Origin of the sequence: Duganella aceris, assembly GCF_011090165.1 — a bacterium.
Lineage (GTDB): Bacteria > Pseudomonadota > Gammaproteobacteria > Burkholderiales > Burkholderiaceae_D > Rugamonas > Rugamonas aceris.
The window spans coordinates 194,343-210,431 of record NZ_JAADJT010000009.1; the positions used below are offsets into that span (position 1 = coordinate 194,343).

The following is a 16,089-nucleotide window of genomic DNA, read 5'->3' on the forward strand; positions in this document are numbered from 1 at the left end:
GGTCTACTCGATGGGTTCGGAAACATGCTGACGCGACTGCACCGTGCGCGACACCAACAAACATTGCGCCACCTGCTCGGCGATCGACGGCGGCACCGGCACTTCGCCCGCCAGCACCGACGCGATCCAGGCCGCCGTGGCGGCCGCGCTCTTGTCCTCCGGCAGCAGCGGCAACTCGCCGACCTGCACCTGCTTCGGCACCAGCGTCGTGCGCAGGCCGCCGTGGAACCAGTCGATCTGCTGTGCCTTGTTGGCGTTGGCCACGGTCTCGCCCTCGGTGCCGCGCATCAGGAAGGCGTCGCCGCGCTCGTGCAGCGCCGCCGTGGTGAAGTATTCGCCCAGCATCTCCAGGTACTCGGGGTGGGTGTACGACACCAGCCGCAGCGCCGCGCCGGCGAACGGCTGCATGATCTTGACCAGCGTATGGGTCGAATTGCGCACGCCCAGCCGGCGCCGCAGCGACAGCATATAGGCCAGCTTGGGCGCCAGCGCGTCGATGGTGATGAAGGCGACCCGGCCCTGCGACATCGCCTCCTCCGCCTCGGCGCGGTGGCGCGACGCGGTCACGCCCAGCGCCTCGAACACCTCGGCGGTGGCGACCCGGCCCAGGTCGTGGGCGACGCCGTGCACCAGCACCGGCACGCCTTCGCGCGCCAGCAGCATCGCCAGCAGCGGCGTCAGGTTGGCCATCTTGCGCGCGCCGTTGTAGGTCGGGATCACCACCGGCGCGAACTGGCCCGGCGGCGCTGCCAACGGCTCGAAGGCGGCCTCGGCCGCATCGAGGAAACCGGCGATCTCCTCCACCGACTCGCCCTTGATGCGCATCGACAACAAGATGCCGCCCAGCTCCAGGTCGGAGACGCGGCCGTCCAGCATCGCCTGATACAGGTCGTGGGCGTCGTCGCGGTTCATGCTGCGGGCGCCGTTTTTGCCGCGCCCGATCTCTTTGATGAAGCGGGCGGCCAGGAATGGTTCGGTGTTTGATGTCGTCATGGCATCAAGCTTAAACCACTCCGCCGCATTTCGGCTACACTATCCCTCCCCCGCAATAAATATACGTAGAGAATCATGATCTCCCCAGACATCGAAAACATCAACATCACCTCGTTCGCGCCGATGCCGTCGCCGGAAGCCTTGCACAGCAAGCTGCCGCTGACCGACAGCGCCTCGGACACCGTGATGAAGGGCCGCGAAGCCCTGCGCAACATCATCGACCGCCAGGACAAGCGTCTGTTCGTGGTCGTCGGTCCATGCTCGATCCACGACCCGGTGGCCGGCCTGGATTACGCGCGCCGCCTGAAGGCGCTGCAAGCCGAAGTGGCCGACACCATGCTGCTGGTGATGCGCGTGTATTTCGAAAAGCCGCGCACCACCACCGGCTGGAAGGGCTACATCAACGATCCGGACATGGACGATTCCTTCCGCGTCAACGTCGGCATGGAAAAGGCGCGCCAGTTCCTGCTGGACGTCTGCGAGCTGGGCCTGCCGACCGCGACCGAGGCGCTGGATCCGATCTCGCCGCAGTACCTGGGCGACTTGATCGCCTGGACCGCGATCGGCGCCCGCACCACCGAATCGCAGACGCACCGCGAAATGTCGTCGGGCCTGTCGACGCCGGTGGGCTTCAAGAACGGCACCGACGGCGACATCAGCATCGCCATCAATGCCATCCTGTCGTCGGCGCATCCGCACGCCTTCCTGGGCATCAACGCCCAGGGCAATGTGGCGATCGTGCGCACCCGCGGCAACGCCTACGGCCACGTGGTGCTGCGCGGCGGCGACGGCCGTCCCAATTATGATTCGGTATCGATCGCGATCGCCGAGCAGGCGCTGGCCAAGGCCAAGCTGCCGGCCAACCTGGTGGTCGACTGCTCGCACGCCAACAGCTACAAGAAGCCGGAACTGCAACCGCTGGTGATGGCGGACGTGATCCATCAAATCACCCAGGGCAACAAGTCGCTGGTGGGTGTGATGATCGAATCGAACATCGTCGGCGGCAACCAGAAGATTCCGGCCGACCTGAGCGAGCTGAAGTACGGCTGCTCGGTGACCGACGGCTGCATCGACTGGGACACCACCGAGCAGATGCTGCGCGACGCGCACAAGCAACTGAAACAGCGCCCGTAACCCCTCGGTGTCAGTGCCGACATTCGGACACGAGCTCTACCGTAGCGCGCTACGGTAGAGCTCGTGTCCGAATGTCGGCACTGACACCGGTGTTTTAGCCGAAGGCCATCACGCGCGTTGCCACGCCGAACGCCCCCGCCAGCGCCGCTTCGGCCTTGCTGGCCGGGGCGCTCAGTTCGGCGAGGTCGAGGTAGACCTTGCAATTGTCCACCTGTACCGAATACCGGCGCGCATTGCTGTGGCGCGGATCGACGCCGCGCGTCTCCAGCACCGCGTACACGCTCTCCTCATCGGTACGGAACAGCGCGACGCCCGGCAACTCCTGCCAAGCCAGTCCGCGCGGCACCATGCGCGCGCCATCCAGCGGCACATCTTTTACTTTGCAAATCTGCTTCCATTGTTCCGACATCGCGCCCTCCCTACGTTTCCATCTACTTCCCTATAAGCAAGAGCGATGCCACGAAAAAGCCGCTGAAATCCTGTCCATTCGGCAAAATTCCGCACTCGCGCAGTGCGGCCCGGACCCGCGCTGGTGCATGCTGCGGCGCACTTTCCTTTACAATGGCGGATTCCCCTTTCAGTTTGTACTCCTTTCATGATCGTTCTCGGCGTCGAATCCTCCTGTGACGAAACCGGCCTTGCGCTGTACGACACGCAACACGGCCTGCTCTCCCACGCCCTGTACTCGCAGGTGGCGATGCACGAGGAATACGGCGGCGTGGTGCCGGAACTGGCGTCGCGCGACCATATCCGCCGCGCCATCCCGCTGCTGACGCAGACGCTGGAAGGCGCCGGCAAGTCGCTGGCCGACATCGACGCCATCGCCTACACCCAGGGCCCCGGCCTGGCCGGCGCGCTGCTGGTCGGCTCCTCGGTCGCGTGCAGCCTCGGCCTGGCGCTGGACAAGCCGGTGCTCGGCGTGCACCACCTGGAAGGCCATCTGCTGTCGCCGCTGCTGGCGACGCAGCCGCCGGAATTCCCTTTCATCGCGCTGCTGGTGTCGGGCGGCCACACGCAGCTGATGCGGGTCGACGGCGTCGGCCAGTACACATTGCTGGGCGAGACGCTCGACGATGCCGCCGGCGAGGCCTTCGACAAGTCGGCCAAGCTGCTGGGCCTGGGCTATCCGGGCGGTCCGGCGATTTCGCGCCTGGCCGAATTCGGCGATCCGGCCGCGTACAAGCTGCCGCGCCCGATGTTGCATACCAAGGATTTCAATTTCAGCTTCTCCGGCCTGAAAACGGCGGTGCTGACGGTGGTGAAGAACCACGAGCAAAAAGTCGTCGCCAATATCTGCGAGCAGGACAAGGCGAATATCGCGCGCGGTTTCATCGACGCGATCGTCGAGGTATTGACGGCCAAGTGTGTGTCCGCGCTCAAGCACACCGGCCTGAAGCGGCTGGTGATCGCCGGCGGCGTCGGCGCCAACGCGCAGTTGCGAGCGTCGCTGAACGAGGCGGCGGCCAAGAAGAAGTTCAAGGTGTTTTACCCAGAACTGGAATTCTGCACCGACAATGGCGCCATGATCGCCTTCGCCGGCGCCATGCGCCTGATGATCAATCCGGACGCGGCGAAAAAAGACTATTCGTTCAACGTGCGGCCGCGCTGGCCGCTGGACGAGATCAAGGTCGTCTGATCAACCCTGGGCGAAAGCCACCGAGGCCAGCACGGCCAGGCCGACCAGCGGGATCAGATATTTCGCCTTGCCCTTGCCGAGACTGACGCCGCGCGCGGCGATGCGCTCGCTGCGCAGACGGTGTTCATCGGCGGACGACTCGTGGGTCACGATGGGGCTGGCTTTTGGTTCAGTTGCGGTATTCATAACTTCCTCCATGTATTCCGATCATCTTCCTTTCTGGAGGGCAATGCAATTGTCGTGCCAACCAAACAGGCACAAAATGGCCTGGAAAGCCTGATTCTAGGCGCTTTTGTGGTGAACACGCCACACGATACGGCCTGGAAAGCACCATGTCGGGGCACGCCGGCACTTATCTTCCCTTGGAGGCATTGACAGCCTTGCGCTGCGCCTGCAGCCGCCCCGGCGCGCGCTCGGCGACGAAGTCGATGAAATGCCGCACCCGCATCGGCATCTGCGTGCGTTGCTGGTAGTACATGAAAACGCCGTTGTTTTCGGTGATGGTACTGGTCAGCAAGGGCACCAGCGCGCCGCTGGCCAGTTCGCGCTCGATCATGAACACCGGTATCTGGCCGATGCCGACGCCGTTCAGCACCGCCGTCAACTCCCCCTCCACCGTATTGAAACTGGCCACCGCCGGCGCGTCCAGGTAGACGGTGGCGCTGTCGACCTGCAATTCCCAAGGCAGCAGGCGGCCGGTGTTCGGCTGGCGGAAGCCGGTGCAGCGGTGGTTGCCCAGATCCGCCACCTTCTTCGGCATGCCGTGGCGATCGATGTAGGACGGCGCGGCGCAGGTCAGCAGCATGATCTCACCCAGCTTGCGCGACACCAGATTGCGCTCCGGCGGGCTGCCGGCGCGGAAGCCGACGTCGATCTTGCTCTCCACCAGATCGGTGAAATGGTCGTCCAGCTGCATGTCGAAGTGGGCGCCGGGGTAGCGCTCCTGGAACTCGCGCAGCAGCGGCACGATGATCGAGATGCCGATCGACATCGGCGCGGCGACGCGGATCAGGCCGTCGACCTCCAGCTTGCTGTTCTGGATCTGGTCCAGCGCCTCGTCCAGCAGGCGCAGGCCGGGATTGGCCAGCTCGAACAGGCGGCTGCCTTCGTCCGTCAGGCTGAGGCTGCGCGTGGTGCGGTGGAACAGCCGCACGCCCAGGTGATCCTCCAGCTGCCGCACCGCCTTGCTGACCGCCTGCGGCGTCAGGCCGGCATCGACCGCCGCCTGGCTGAAGCTCTTGGCGCGTACCACGCCGATAAACAAACTGATGACCCGGGCTTTATCCATGATTTCTATTAACAACTGACAGGTGAAAATCAAACAGCTTTCCTATGGCTAGTGTAGCAGTTAAAGGCGGCCTAAACTTGGCCCCATCAACTCACCAACCTTCAAAGGAAACGATCATGACTGGCACAGCACAAAAAGTATGGTTCATCACCGGCGCATCCCGTGGCTTCGGCGTCCTGACGGCGAAAAAAGCGCTCGAGCGCGGCGACTTCGTGGTCGCCACCGCCCGCGATCCGAACTCGGTCATCGCCGCCCTGGGCGAGCATCCGAACCTGCTGGCGGTACGCCTCGACGTGACGCTGGAAGCCCAGGCCGTCAGCGCAGCGCAACAGGCGGTGGCGCGCTTCGGCCGCATCGACGTACTGGTCAACAACGCCGGCTACGGCCTGCTGGGCGCGGTCGAGGAATCCAGCGCCGACGAGGTGCGCGCTCTGTATGAAACCAATGTCTTCGGCCTGCTCAACGTCACCCGCGCCGTGCTGCCGGTGATGCGCAAGCAGGGTAGCGGCCATGTCATCAACATCTCGTCGGTGGGTGGCTACTCGGCGTATGCCGGCTGGGGCGTGTACGGCTCGACCAAGTTCGCGGTCGAAGGCTTGAGCGAGGCGCTGTCGATGGAACTGGCGCCGCTGGGGATTTATTCGACCGTGGTCGAGCCGGGCTTCTTCCGCACCGACTTCCTCGATGCCTCGTCGCTGGTGGCGACCCGTGACCGCATCGGCGACTACGCCGCCACCGTCGGCGCGATGCGCGACTTCGCCGACGGCGCCAACCATCAGCAACCCGGCGATCCGGTCAAGTTCGCCGCCGCCCTGATGCAGCTGGCCGACAACGAACATCCACCGGTGCGGCTGCAACTGGGTTCGGATACCGTGGCCCGCGTGCGCGCCAAGAACCTGTCGGTCGAGAAAGAGATGAACGACTGGTTGGAGCTGGCGGTGTCGACCGACCACGTCGCGGTCGAGGTCGCGGCTTAAGCCTGCCGCTATGGTTGGGGCGTCAGCAGATCCGCGCGCGGATAGCCCCAGCCCGGCACGCCGTCGCCGCACTTCGCGGCCTGCGTGATGCGCAAGGCGGTGAAGTTGCCGCGCGGCGTGGCGGCGAAGCGGTAGTCCGACAGTTCGCCCACATCGAGCTTCGGCATGCGCGAGAAGCGCAGCCACGCATCGACGTCACAGCGCGTGTCCTTCAACGCGCGCAGCATGTGCAGGCCGGCCTGCGCCGTCGCGAACTGCGTCACGCCGGGAGACAGCGCCAGCGCGGGCAGCTGCTCCACCAGCCCGGCCGGGCAAGCCAACGGCGCCAGCCACTCCGGCGCGATGCTGGCCACGCCGCGCCGCAGCCGGTAGCGGTCCGCCGCCTCGTTGCTCTCGACACTGACGAACGCCCAGCACAACGGCTGCGACGGAAACGCCGTCATCGCCACATCCAGCACCCGCGACGCCGGATCGACCTGCTGCAACACGGCGCTGATGCGCGCCCTGCCCACCGAAGACGCCGCACCCTGCAAGCCGATGAAGACCAAGCCGACGCCCAGCGCCAGCCACAAACCGCCGCGACCGCGCAATCCCGCCCGCCACTGCGCCGCGCCGCACGCCACGCCGACCGCCAGCAATCCGGCGAACGAAGTCCAGCCCAGATATCCCTTGGCGGCGAAAATCACAAGCGCCGCGAACAGGCAAGCCAGCCCCGCGATGCGCAGCGAACGCCAGCGCATGATCAACGCCATCGGCACCCCGATCGCCACCCAGAACAAGGGCTCGACGATGAACACCATGTCGCCGTAGAACCAGCGCGCATCGAGCGGATACCACGGATGGATGCCGTACGAATTGGTGTAGTCCATCAGCAGATGCAGCGCGAAACCGACACCGACGCTGAGCGCCAGTCCAAGCCGCGCCGGCCGGCTGCCCTTGAGCAGCGCCCGCGCCGACGGCCAGCACAGCCACAGCAAGGCCGCCAGCAGCAAGGCCTGGGGCAACGCCCACAACACCGTATGCGTGTGGCCGCGATGATTGAGCAGATAGCCGAGCGGATCCGGCAGCAGCCGGGTCAGGAACAGGTCGAGATCGGGGAAGTTGCTGGCCAGCGCGCAGGACACCAGCAACAGCCGGTGCCGCACCCGCTGCGAGCGCTCATCGGCTTCGTCCGGCAAACTGCGATGCACCAGCTCGCCGACGCCGAAACCGATGATGCTGTGGGTGAGATTATCCAACTAGCGCTGCACGTCCACGCCGCGCCAGAAGGCCAGGTGGTCTTTGATGTGCGCCGCTTTTTCCAGCGGCGCCGGGTAGTACCAGACCGCGTTGTCATTGACCTTGCCGTCGACTTCCAGGCTGTAGTAGCTGGCCAGGCCCTTCCACGGGCAGCGCGAGGTGTGCTCGCTGGGCCGCAGGTATTCCTGCTTCACGCTCGATGGCGGGAAGTAGACATTGTTCTCGACGATTTCGACTTCGTCGTCGTTCGCTTGCGCGATGACGACGCCGTTCCAGGTGGCGGTAGGCATGATGACGATCCTTTCAGGGTGCGCCGCATTCGACGCGATTGCGGCCGGCGTGCTTGGCGCGGTACAGGGCGGTGTCGGCCTGGCGCAGCAGGCTTTCGGCATCGGCGATTTCCATATGGTCGAACGAGCCGACGCCGAAGCTGGCCGTCACCGGCAGCAGGCGCGGGCCGGCGTAGTGCAATTGCGCCTCCAGCTTGGCGCGCAGCGTCTCGGCGAACTTGCAGGCGCCTTCCAGCGGCGTGTTCGGCAGGATCACGCACAACTCCTCGCCGCCGTAGCGGCCGGGGATGTCGATCACGCGCACGCTCTCGCGCAGCAGGCGGCCGACGTTGGCCAGCACCTGGTCGCCGACCGCGTGGCCGTGGTCGTCGTTGATCTGCTTGAAGTGATCCAGGTCGATCATCACCGCCGACAGCGGCGAGCGGAAACGCTTGGCGCGCGCGGTCTCGAATTTCAAACGGTGCAGCAGCGAGCGGCGGTTGTGCAGGCCGGTCAGCTCGTCGGTGGTGGCCAGCTCTTCCAGCTCGCGCACGGTGGCGGTCAGCGTCTGGGCGTTGGCGCGCAGCTCGATCAGCGCCATCACCTGACGCGCCAGCTTGACCAGCATGGCGCGCTGCACTTCGCCCAGCCGGCCCGGCTTGGTGTCCATCACGCACAGCGTGCCGATGGCGAAGCCGTCGGCCGAGGTCAGCGCGACGCCGGTGTACATGCGCACGAACGGCGCCTCGACCGCCAGCGTCATGCGGGCGGTGCGGAAGTCCTGGCTCAGGTCGGGGATCTCGGTGATGGCTTCGCCCAGCACCGCCAGCGAGCAGACGCTGTCGCCGCGCGGCAGTTCGCCCATGCGCATGCCGGCGCAGGCCTTGATCCACACCCGTTCGGCGTCGACCAGCGAAATGACGGCGTAGGGAACGCCGCAGATCTGCGTCGCCAGTTCGGTGAGGAAGCTGAAGTCTTCGCAGGCGGGGGTGTCGAGAATATGGTAGCGGTGCAGCGCGGCCAGCCGGAACTGGTCTGCCTGTGGACGGGCGATGGACAGCGTATGTATTTTTTCTGCGGCCAGCATGGGCCTCCCTGTGAGCGACGATGATCTTTTCTTATCAGTTTATCGCAAAACAGGAGTGACGGGAGCCGCGGCCCCCGCCGATGATGGCATTTTTTTATGCCTTCGCCATAATCTCGCGCAGCGCTTTTTCAAACACGGCGGCCGGCTGGCCGCCGGAAATCAGGTGGCGCTCGTTGATGATCACGGCCGGCACCGAGTTGATGCCGTGGCGCTGGAAGAACTGCTCGTGCTGGCGCACCTCTTCGGCGTACTGGTTCGATTTCAGCACTTCGGCGGCGGCCACTGTGTCCAGCCCCACTTCGCCGGCCACGCGCAGCAGCACCGGATGCGCGCTCGGGTCGTCGCCCAGCGTGAAGTAGGCGGCGAACAGCGCTTCCTTCAATTCCCGCTGCTTGCCCTCGATGCCGGCCCAGTGCAGCAGGCGGTGCGCGTCGAAGGTGTTGTAGATGCGGTCGCGCTTGCCCATGGCGAAGTCGAAGCCGACTTCGGCGCCGCGGGCGCGGATCATCTCGCGCGCCTGTTCCTGCTGGGCCGGGGTCGAACCGTATTTCTCGGTCAGGTGCTCGACGATGTCCTGGCCTTCCGGGACCATGTTCGGATTCAGTTCGAACGGCTGGAAGTGCAGTTCCACCTCGGCCGCGTCGCCGATGGCGTCCAGCGCCTTTTGCAGCGACTTCAGGCCGATCGCGCACCACGGGCACGACACGTCGGAGACGAAATCGATTTTGACAGGAGTAGCCATTATTTACCTTTCGTTTTGACCGCGTCTTTGCTCTTGCTGCCGAGACGGCTTTCCTTGCCGGCGATCAGGTTGGAGATATTCTTGCTATGACGGAAAACCAACAGCGCGCTCATGACGAACACGGCCAGCAACTGCGGCTCCATACCGAACAATAAACCATAATAGAAAGGCGCGAACAATGCCGCCACCAACGCGGCCAGCGACGAGTAGCGGAACGCGAACGCCACCGCCAGCCAGGTGACGAAGGTGGCCAGGCCCAGCCAAGGATTCAGGCCCAGCAGCACGCCCAGCGCGGTGGCCACGCCCTTGCCGCCGACGAAGCGGAAGAACACCGGCCACAGGTGGCCGAGGAACACCGCGATCGCGACCAGCGCGATGGTGGCGTCGCCGATGTTCAACTTTTCCTGGTAGCGTATCGCCAGCCACACCGCCAGCCAACCCTTGGCGCCGTCGCCCAGCAAGGTGACGATCGCCGCCGCTTTATTTCCACTACGCAACACATTGGTGGCGCCCGGGTTTTTCGAGCCATAGGTGCGCGGATCGGCGATGCCGAACAACCGGCTGGTGATGACGGCAAACGAAATCGAGCCGATCAGGTAGGCGGCCACGGTCATCCAAACTGTATTCATTGTTTCCTCAAAGTTGTAACGCCCCTGGGCAGGGGCCGTCGAATATACACTGTCGCGCCCTACTCTGCCAGAGCGCAGTGCACCGGCCGGGCGTTCAGCAGCTCGACCAGCACCTGCGGCTTGATGCCGACCAGGTAGCCCTTCCTCCCGCCATTGATATAAATCGTTTCCAGCGCAAGGATGCTATCCTCGACGTACACCGGCATCGCCTTGCGGGTGCCGAACGGCGAGGTGCCGCCGATCTGGTAGCCGCTGTGGCGCGTGGCCACGTCCGGCTTGCATGGCTCGACCGACTTGCAGCCGATGCCGCGCGCCAGGTTTTTGGTGGAGACCTTGCAATCGCCGTGCATGAGCACAATTAAAGGTTTGGCGGCCTCGTCCTGCATCACCAGGGTCTTGACCACGTGATGTTCGTCGACGCCGAGTTCGCGCGAGGACACGCTGGTGCCGCCGTGCTCCTCGTAGTCGTAGGGGTGCTCGGAAAACGCCACCTTGTGCTTGCGCAGCAGCTGGGTGGCCGGAGTTTCGGAGATGTGCTCTTTTTTCGCCATGCGTGATACGCTGCTTGTGAAGTAAGTTCTATCGGGAGTTTCTCATTATGCAGCAGGAAATTCGCTTTGCCACTTTCAATGTTTGCAATCTTTCCCAGCCTGGGGCGAAATTGTACGACAATCTGTCGCCGCTGACCGAGGCGGAGTACCGGGCCAAGGTGGCCTGGACCGCGCGCCAGCTGGACCAGCTGGACGCCGACGTGATCGGCCTGCAGGAAATCTTCTCGATGGCGGCGCTGCGCGACGTGCTGGCCCGCAGCGAACGCTACCGCGACGCCGCGCTGGCCGGCTTCGATCCGCCGGCCGATCCGATCACCGGCGACACCCGCCTGACGCCGCAGGTGGCGCTGATCTCGCGCCTGCCGCTGGCGGCGCCGGCCACCGCGTATCAATTGTTCCCCGAAGGCGTGGCGCTGCCGGCCGGCAGCCGCGACGCCGACCGCTTCGCCCGCGCGCCGCTGCACGCGCAGGTGGTGCTGCCGGATCAGCGCATCGTCGACGTGATCGTCATCCACCTCAAATCCAAGCGCCCCGACTACCACAGCGGCGACCACGGCGACGACGCCATGCTGTACGCCCAGGCCAACCTGCGCTCGCTGATCCGGCGCGGCACCGAGGCGGTGGCGCTGCGTGCGCTGCTCAGCTATATGGACCGCGACGGGCGCCGGCCGCGCGTGGTGCTGGGCGACTTCAACGACACCGCCGACGCCGTCACCACCGCCATCGTCATGGGTTCCGGCGCCGCCGGGGTCGAGGGCGAGCAGCTGAACGGCCGCATGTTCGACTGCAACCAGATCCAGCTCGGCCGCGACAGCCTGCGCAACGTCGGCTACACCATCCTGCACGAAGGTCATCACATGACCATCGACCATGTGCTGGTGTCGGAGGAATTCAATCCGGCCTCGCGCTTCGCGGTCGGCGAGGTGCTGGACGTGACCTACCTGAACGACCATCTGATGCAGGAAAAGCCGGAAGCCTCGGACCACGGCCAGGTGCTGGTGCGGCTGCGGCTGTACCCGGCGACGCCGGCCTAGCCCGCCCTCCCCCACCGCCAGCCGGGCTCGGACGCGTTCGACCCCGGCTTTTTGCATTTCAGCGGTGTTTTTCTGCCGCTTGTCGCACTGCGGTAGCAGTCGCTCTTTAAACTTCGTAGAGTGTCACCATGCGCAACCCTCACCAGAAAAACTACGATGAAACTTGAGACCCTGCCCCCGTCCGCCCCATCCCTGCCGACCGCGCGCGGCAAACGCTGGCGCGCTCCGGCCGCCGCCCTGATCGTCATCGGCCTGGCCGGCGGCGGCTGGGCCGTGATGCAGAAAAAAGCGGCACCGCCGCCGGCGCAGGCGGCGGCCGACAAGAAGGAAAAGAAAGAAGTCTTCGAACTGTCCAGCGGTGATATCGCGGCGGTCGGAGCACGATCATTGGCGGTCAGCTTGCCCTTATCCGGCTCGCTGGCGCCCCTAAGTTCGGCCACCATCAAGTCCAAGATCTCGGGCGTGGTGGAGGTCACTACCGTGCAGGAAGGCATGGCGGTCAGCGCCGGCCAGGTGCTGGCGCGCATCGACCAGGCCGACCTGCGCGCGCGCCTGCAACAGCAGCAGGCGATGCTCGACGAAGCCCAGGCCAAGCTGGCGATGGCGAGCAAGAACGAAGGCAACAGCCAGGCGCTGCTCAAGCAGAAATACATTTCGCAGAACGCCTACGACGCGACCCAGAACACGGTCGACCTGGCGCGCGCCAACGTCAAGTCGGCGGCGGCGATGGTCGACATCGCCCGCATCGCCCTCAACGACGGCGTGATCAAGGCGCCGATCGGCGGCGTGGTCAGCAAGCGCCACGTGCAGGCCGGCGAGAAACTGGCGCCGGACATGCCGATCTTCAGCATCGTCAACCTGTCCGAGCTGACGCTGGAGGCCCAGGTGCCGGCGTCGGAAATCCCGCGGGTCAAGGTGGGCCAGGACGTCAGCTTCAAGGTCGACGGTTTCGCGCAGCGCGATTTCCACGGCAAGGTGGCGCGCATCAATCCGGCCACGGAAATAGGCTCGCGCGCGATGCTGGTCTACATCTCGGTCAAGAACGACGACAGCGCGCTGCGCGCCGGCATGTTCGCCAAGGGCAGCATCGTCACCGATCGCTCGGCCGTGGCGCCGATCGTGCCGCTGGCGGCGCTGCGCGGCGGCGCCGGCGAGCAGGTGGTGTACAAGATCGAACAGGGCAAGGTGGTCTCGCAGCCGGTCAAGCTGGGCCTGCGCAACGAGGACGAGGGCTATGTCGAAGTGGTCGACGGTCTCGACGCCGGCGCCAACGTCATCGTCTCCAAGCTCGGCAGCGTCAAGCCGGGCAGCCAGGTCAGGCTGCCGGCCAACCTCGCCGCGCCGACGCCGTCCCAGCCGCCGAAAGCGGCGATGCTGGCGAAGGGCTGATCATGTGGATCACTAAAACCAGTATCCAGAATCCGGTCTTCGCCACCATGGTGATGGTGGCGCTGGTCGTGCTCGGCCTGTTCTCGTACCGGGGACTGGGGCTGGAGGCGATGCCCAACGTCGACATCCCGGGCGCGATGATCGAAGTAAACTATCCGGGCGCGTCGCCGGAGGCGGTCGAGAACGACATCACCCGTCCGATCGAGGATGTGGTCAACACCGTCAGCGGCATCAAGACCTTGCGCGCCAACTCGTGGGAAGGCCGCGCCGGCGTCTACGTCGACTTCGAGCTGTCGACCAATATGGACAAGGCGATGCAGGACTTGCGCGACAAGGTCGCCCAGGTGCGCCCGCGCTTCCCGAAGGAAGCCAAGGATCCGTTCATCGTCCGCTTCGAGGGCGAGAACAGCCGCCCGATCGCACAGATCGGCCTGACCGCCACCGAGCATACGCTGCGCGAACTGTCGACCATGGCCGACCAGGTCATCGGCAAGCGCTTCCAGGGCGTGGCCGGGGTCGGCCAGGTGCGGCTGAACGGCACCACCTCGCGTCAAATCTTAATCAGCCTGCGCCCCAACGACCTGACCGCGCAGGCGGTCGGCGTCGACGAGGTGATCGCCGCGATCCAGGCCACCAACACCAATCTGCCGGCCGGCTCGCTGGCGCACGGCGCCACCGAGCAGCTGGTGCGGGTCGAAGGAAAAATGAAGGACGCGCGCGAATTCAACAAGATCATCGTCGCGCGCCGCGCCAACGGCCCGGTCTACCTGGAACAGGTGGCCACCGTCATCGACGGCGCCCAAGAGGAGATGTCGATCTCGCGCCTGAACGGGCAGCGCGCGGTCTCGATCGACATCACCAAGGTGCAGGACGCCAACGTGGTCGAAGTCGGCAAGCGCATCCAGCAGGCGGCGGCCGAGCTGCAAAAATCGCTGCCGCCGGACGTCACGCTGACCATCCTCAACGATGAATCGGTCAAGGTGCAAAGCCAGCTCGACAACGTGAAGCACACCATCATCGAAGGCGCGGTGCTGACCATGGTGATCGTGTTCTTCTTCCTGCACTCGTGGCGCTCGACCATCATCACCGGTGTGACCCTGCCGATCGCGGTGATGGCCAGCTTCATCGCGATGAAGGCCTTCGGCTTCACGCTGAACTTCCTGACGCTGATGGCGCTGTCCCTATGCATCGGCCTGTTGATCGACGACGCCATCGTGGTGCGCGAAAACATCGTGCGCCACCTCGGCATGGGCAAGAGCCACCGCAAGGCGGCCGACGACGGCACCAACGAAATCGGCCTGGCGGTGATGGCCACCACCTTCGCCATCGTCGCGGTGTTCGTGCCGGTGGCCTTCATGCAGGGCATCATCGGCCGCTTCTTCCTGCAGTTCGGCATCACGGTCGCGGTGGCGGTGCTGGTGTCGCTGTTCGTCTCGTTCACGCTGGATCCGATGCTGTCGTCGGTGTGGCCGGATCCGGTCAAGGACCGCTTCAAATACGTGCCGTGGCTGGGCCGCTTCATGCACTGGCTGGAGGGCGGCGTCGAGTGGCTGCACGTGGTGTACGGCAAGGTGCTGGCGCTCGCGCTGCGCTGGCGCAAGATGACGCTGGCGGCGGCGTTCGCGCTGTTCGCCGGCAGCCTGCTGCTGGTGCCGATGATCGGCGGCGAGATGATGCCGGAGCAGGACAACGGCTGGGTCAACCTGCTGATGAAGACCCCGGTCGGCTCCAGCCTCGACTACACCGACAACAAGGTGCAGCAGGTCGAGGAAGCGCTGAAGGCCTTCCCGGAAATCGCCAGCGTGGTGGCGGTGGTCGGCACCCAGGACGGCCGCAACACGGCGCAGATCGACATGAAGCTGCTGGACCGCAAGCTGCACCAGCGCCGCTCGCAGAAGGAGATGGAGATCGCGATCCGCGAACGGCTGGGCAAGATCGCCGGCATCACCTTGACCGTGGGCTGGAAGCCGATTTTCATCGCCATCCTCGGCACCGATGAGGGCAAGCTGGACGACGTGGCGCACCGCCTGATGGACAAGATGCGCAAGATCAGGGGCATCGCCGACCTGGAATACAGCCAGGAAGGCGCCAACCCGTCGACCAACGTCAAGATCAACAACGAGCTGGCCAGCGACCTGGGCCTGACGACGCAGCAGATCGGCATCGCGCTGCGGCCGTTCGTGGCCGGCGACACCACCAGCCACTTCCTCGCCGCCGACGGCCAGAACTACGACGTCAACGTGCAGTTGCCGAAATCCGGCCGGCAGAAGATCGCCGACCTGGCCGACCTGTCGCTGGCGTCCAGCAAGCTGGGGCCGGACGGCCGTCCGGTGATGGTGCCGCTGCGCCAGGTGGTGGAATTCGTGCCGGGCTTCAGCCCGCAGGTGCTGAAGCGCCAGGCGCTGCAACGCCGGGTCGCGGTGTACGCCGGCATCGAGGGCCGTCCGGGCGGCGACGTCGACGCCGACGTCAAGAAGGTGATGAAGGAGATTGATCTGCCGGCCGGCGTGCGTTTCGACGTCGGCGGCAACGCGCAGGAGATGGAGGAAAGCATGGGATCGGCGATGATCGCGCTGGGCATCGCGGTGATCTTCATCTACCTGGTGCTGGCGTCGCAGTTCGGCAGCTTCCTGCAACCGGTGGCGATCATGATGTCCTTGCCGCTGTCGCTGATCGGCGTGCTGGTGGCGCTGCTGGCGACCGGCAGCACCCTGAACATCTTCTCGGTGATCGGTTTCATCATGCTGATGGGGCTGGTGACCAAGAATGCGATCCTGCTGGTGGACTTCACCAACCATGCTCAGAAGGAAGGCATGAATCAGATCGACGCCCTGATGAGCGCCGGCCAGGTGCGCTTGCGTCCCATCGTGATGACCACGCTGGCGATGGTGTTCGGCATGCTGCCGATGGCGATCGGCATGGGCGACGGCGGCGAGACGCAGGCGCCGATGGGCCGGGCGGTGATCGGCGGGGTAATCACGTCAACCCTGCTGACCTTGGTGGTGGTACCGGTGGCCTACACCTACCTGGACAGCCTGGGCAAGCGCTGCGCGCGCTTCTTCAAGGCCAACCATGAAGAAGAGCGGCTGCACGAGGCCAAGCAGGAAGTCGCCTGACCTGG

At 65.2% G+C, this 16,089-nt stretch carries 16 protein-coding genes; 6 read left to right on the forward strand and 10 right to left on the reverse strand.

Features of this window, described 5'->3' with window-relative positions; translation table 11 throughout:
• Nucleotides 1-3: 3 nt before the first annotated feature.
• On the reverse strand, nucleotides 4-993 hold the full coding sequence (gene ybiB / locus GW587_RS20280) for a DNA-binding protein YbiB (RefSeq protein WP_166106416.1): 990 nt from the start codon (nucleotides 991-993) through the stop codon (nucleotides 4-6).
• Nucleotides 994-1,068: 75 nt separating this feature from the next.
• Here ybiB and GW587_RS20285 point away from each other — a divergent pair, with 75 nt between their 5' ends.
• Nucleotides 1,069-2,127, forward strand: a complete 1,059-nt coding sequence (locus GW587_RS20285) for a 3-deoxy-7-phosphoheptulonate synthase (protein WP_166106417.1) — start codon at nucleotides 1,069-1,071, stop codon at nucleotides 2,125-2,127.
• 94 nt (nucleotides 2,128-2,221) lie between these two features.
• Here GW587_RS20285 and GW587_RS20290 read toward each other — a convergent pair whose 3' ends face one another.
• A complete protein-coding gene (locus GW587_RS20290; RefSeq protein ID WP_166106418.1) occupies nucleotides 2,222-2,536 on the reverse strand; it encodes a Rieske (2Fe-2S) protein in 315 nt (104 codons plus the stop codon).
• Nucleotides 2,537-2,722: 186 nt separating this feature from the next.
• Between GW587_RS20290 and tsaD the strand changes: the two genes are divergently transcribed.
• A complete protein-coding gene (tsaD, locus tag GW587_RS20295; protein ID WP_166106419.1) occupies nucleotides 2,723-3,763 on the forward strand; it encodes a tRNA (adenosine(37)-N6)-threonylcarbamoyltransferase complex transferase subunit TsaD in 1,041 nt (346 codons plus the stop codon).
• Here the strand turns inward: tsaD and GW587_RS20300 are convergent, their stop codons facing one another.
• Complete coding sequence (locus tag GW587_RS20300; RefSeq protein WP_166106420.1) at nucleotides 3,764-3,949, reverse strand: hypothetical protein; 186 nt, start codon at nucleotides 3,947-3,949, stop codon at nucleotides 3,764-3,766.
• A 166-nt stretch (nucleotides 3,950-4,115) separates the two neighbouring features.
• Nucleotides 4,116-5,051 carry a LysR family transcriptional regulator gene (locus GW587_RS20305; RefSeq protein ID WP_166106421.1) on the reverse strand — a complete coding sequence of 312 codons (936 nt, stop codon included), beginning with the start codon at nucleotides 5,049-5,051 and terminating at the stop codon, nucleotides 4,116-4,118.
• Between the two features lie 116 nt (nucleotides 5,052-5,167).
• On the opposite strand from GW587_RS20305, the gene GW587_RS20310 reads away from it, so the two are divergent.
• Nucleotides 5,168-6,028 carry an oxidoreductase gene (locus tag GW587_RS20310; RefSeq protein ID WP_166106422.1) on the forward strand — a complete coding sequence of 287 codons (861 nt, stop codon included), beginning with the start codon at nucleotides 5,168-5,170 and terminating at the stop codon, nucleotides 6,026-6,028.
• 8 nt (nucleotides 6,029-6,036) lie between these two features.
• Here the strand turns inward: GW587_RS20310 and GW587_RS20315 are convergent, their stop codons facing one another.
• From GW587_RS20315 to ybaK, 6 genes are all read right to left on the reverse strand, one after another.
• Nucleotides 6,037-7,266, reverse strand: a complete 1,230-nt coding sequence (locus tag GW587_RS20315; RefSeq protein ID WP_166106423.1) for a metal-dependent hydrolase — start codon at nucleotides 7,264-7,266, stop codon at nucleotides 6,037-6,039.
• Complete coding sequence (locus GW587_RS20320; RefSeq protein WP_166106424.1) at nucleotides 7,267-7,557, reverse strand: DUF427 domain-containing protein; 291 nt, start codon at nucleotides 7,555-7,557, stop codon at nucleotides 7,267-7,269.
• 13 nt (nucleotides 7,558-7,570) lie between these two features.
• Nucleotides 7,571-8,623, reverse strand: coding sequence for a GGDEF domain-containing protein (locus GW587_RS20325; RefSeq protein ID WP_166106425.1), 1,053 nt, complete (start codon nucleotides 8,621-8,623; stop codon nucleotides 7,571-7,573).
• Between the two features lie 94 nt (nucleotides 8,624-8,717).
• A complete protein-coding gene (locus GW587_RS20330; RefSeq protein ID WP_166106426.1) occupies nucleotides 8,718-9,365 on the reverse strand; it encodes a DsbA family oxidoreductase in 648 nt (215 codons plus the stop codon).
• Entirely contained in the window at nucleotides 9,365-9,994 is a 630-nt protein-coding gene (gene plsY / locus GW587_RS20335; protein WP_166106427.1) for a glycerol-3-phosphate 1-O-acyltransferase PlsY, read from the reverse strand. Before plsY ends, GW587_RS20330 begins: the two co-directional genes overlap by 1 nt.
• A gap of 59 nt (nucleotides 9,995-10,053) precedes the next feature.
• Nucleotides 10,054-10,545 (reverse strand): Cys-tRNA(Pro) deacylase, encoded by a 492-nt coding sequence (gene ybaK, locus GW587_RS20340; RefSeq protein ID WP_166106428.1) that lies wholly within the window; start codon nucleotides 10,543-10,545, stop codon nucleotides 10,054-10,056.
• A gap of 47 nt (nucleotides 10,546-10,592) precedes the next feature.
• Between ybaK and GW587_RS20345 the strand changes: the two genes are divergently transcribed.
• From GW587_RS20345 to GW587_RS20355, 3 genes are all read left to right on the forward strand, one after another.
• Nucleotides 10,593-11,579, forward strand: coding sequence for an endonuclease/exonuclease/phosphatase family protein (locus GW587_RS20345; protein WP_166106429.1), 987 nt, complete (start codon nucleotides 10,593-10,595; stop codon nucleotides 11,577-11,579).
• 156 nt (nucleotides 11,580-11,735) lie between these two features.
• Complete coding sequence (locus tag GW587_RS20350) at nucleotides 11,736-12,968, forward strand: efflux RND transporter periplasmic adaptor subunit (protein ID WP_166106430.1); 1,233 nt, start codon at nucleotides 11,736-11,738, stop codon at nucleotides 12,966-12,968.
• A gap of 2 nt (nucleotides 12,969-12,970) precedes the next feature.
• Nucleotides 12,971-16,084, forward strand: coding sequence for an efflux RND transporter permease subunit (locus tag GW587_RS20355; protein WP_166106431.1), 3,114 nt, complete (start codon nucleotides 12,971-12,973; stop codon nucleotides 16,082-16,084).
• Nucleotides 16,085-16,089 lie beyond the last annotated feature (5 nt).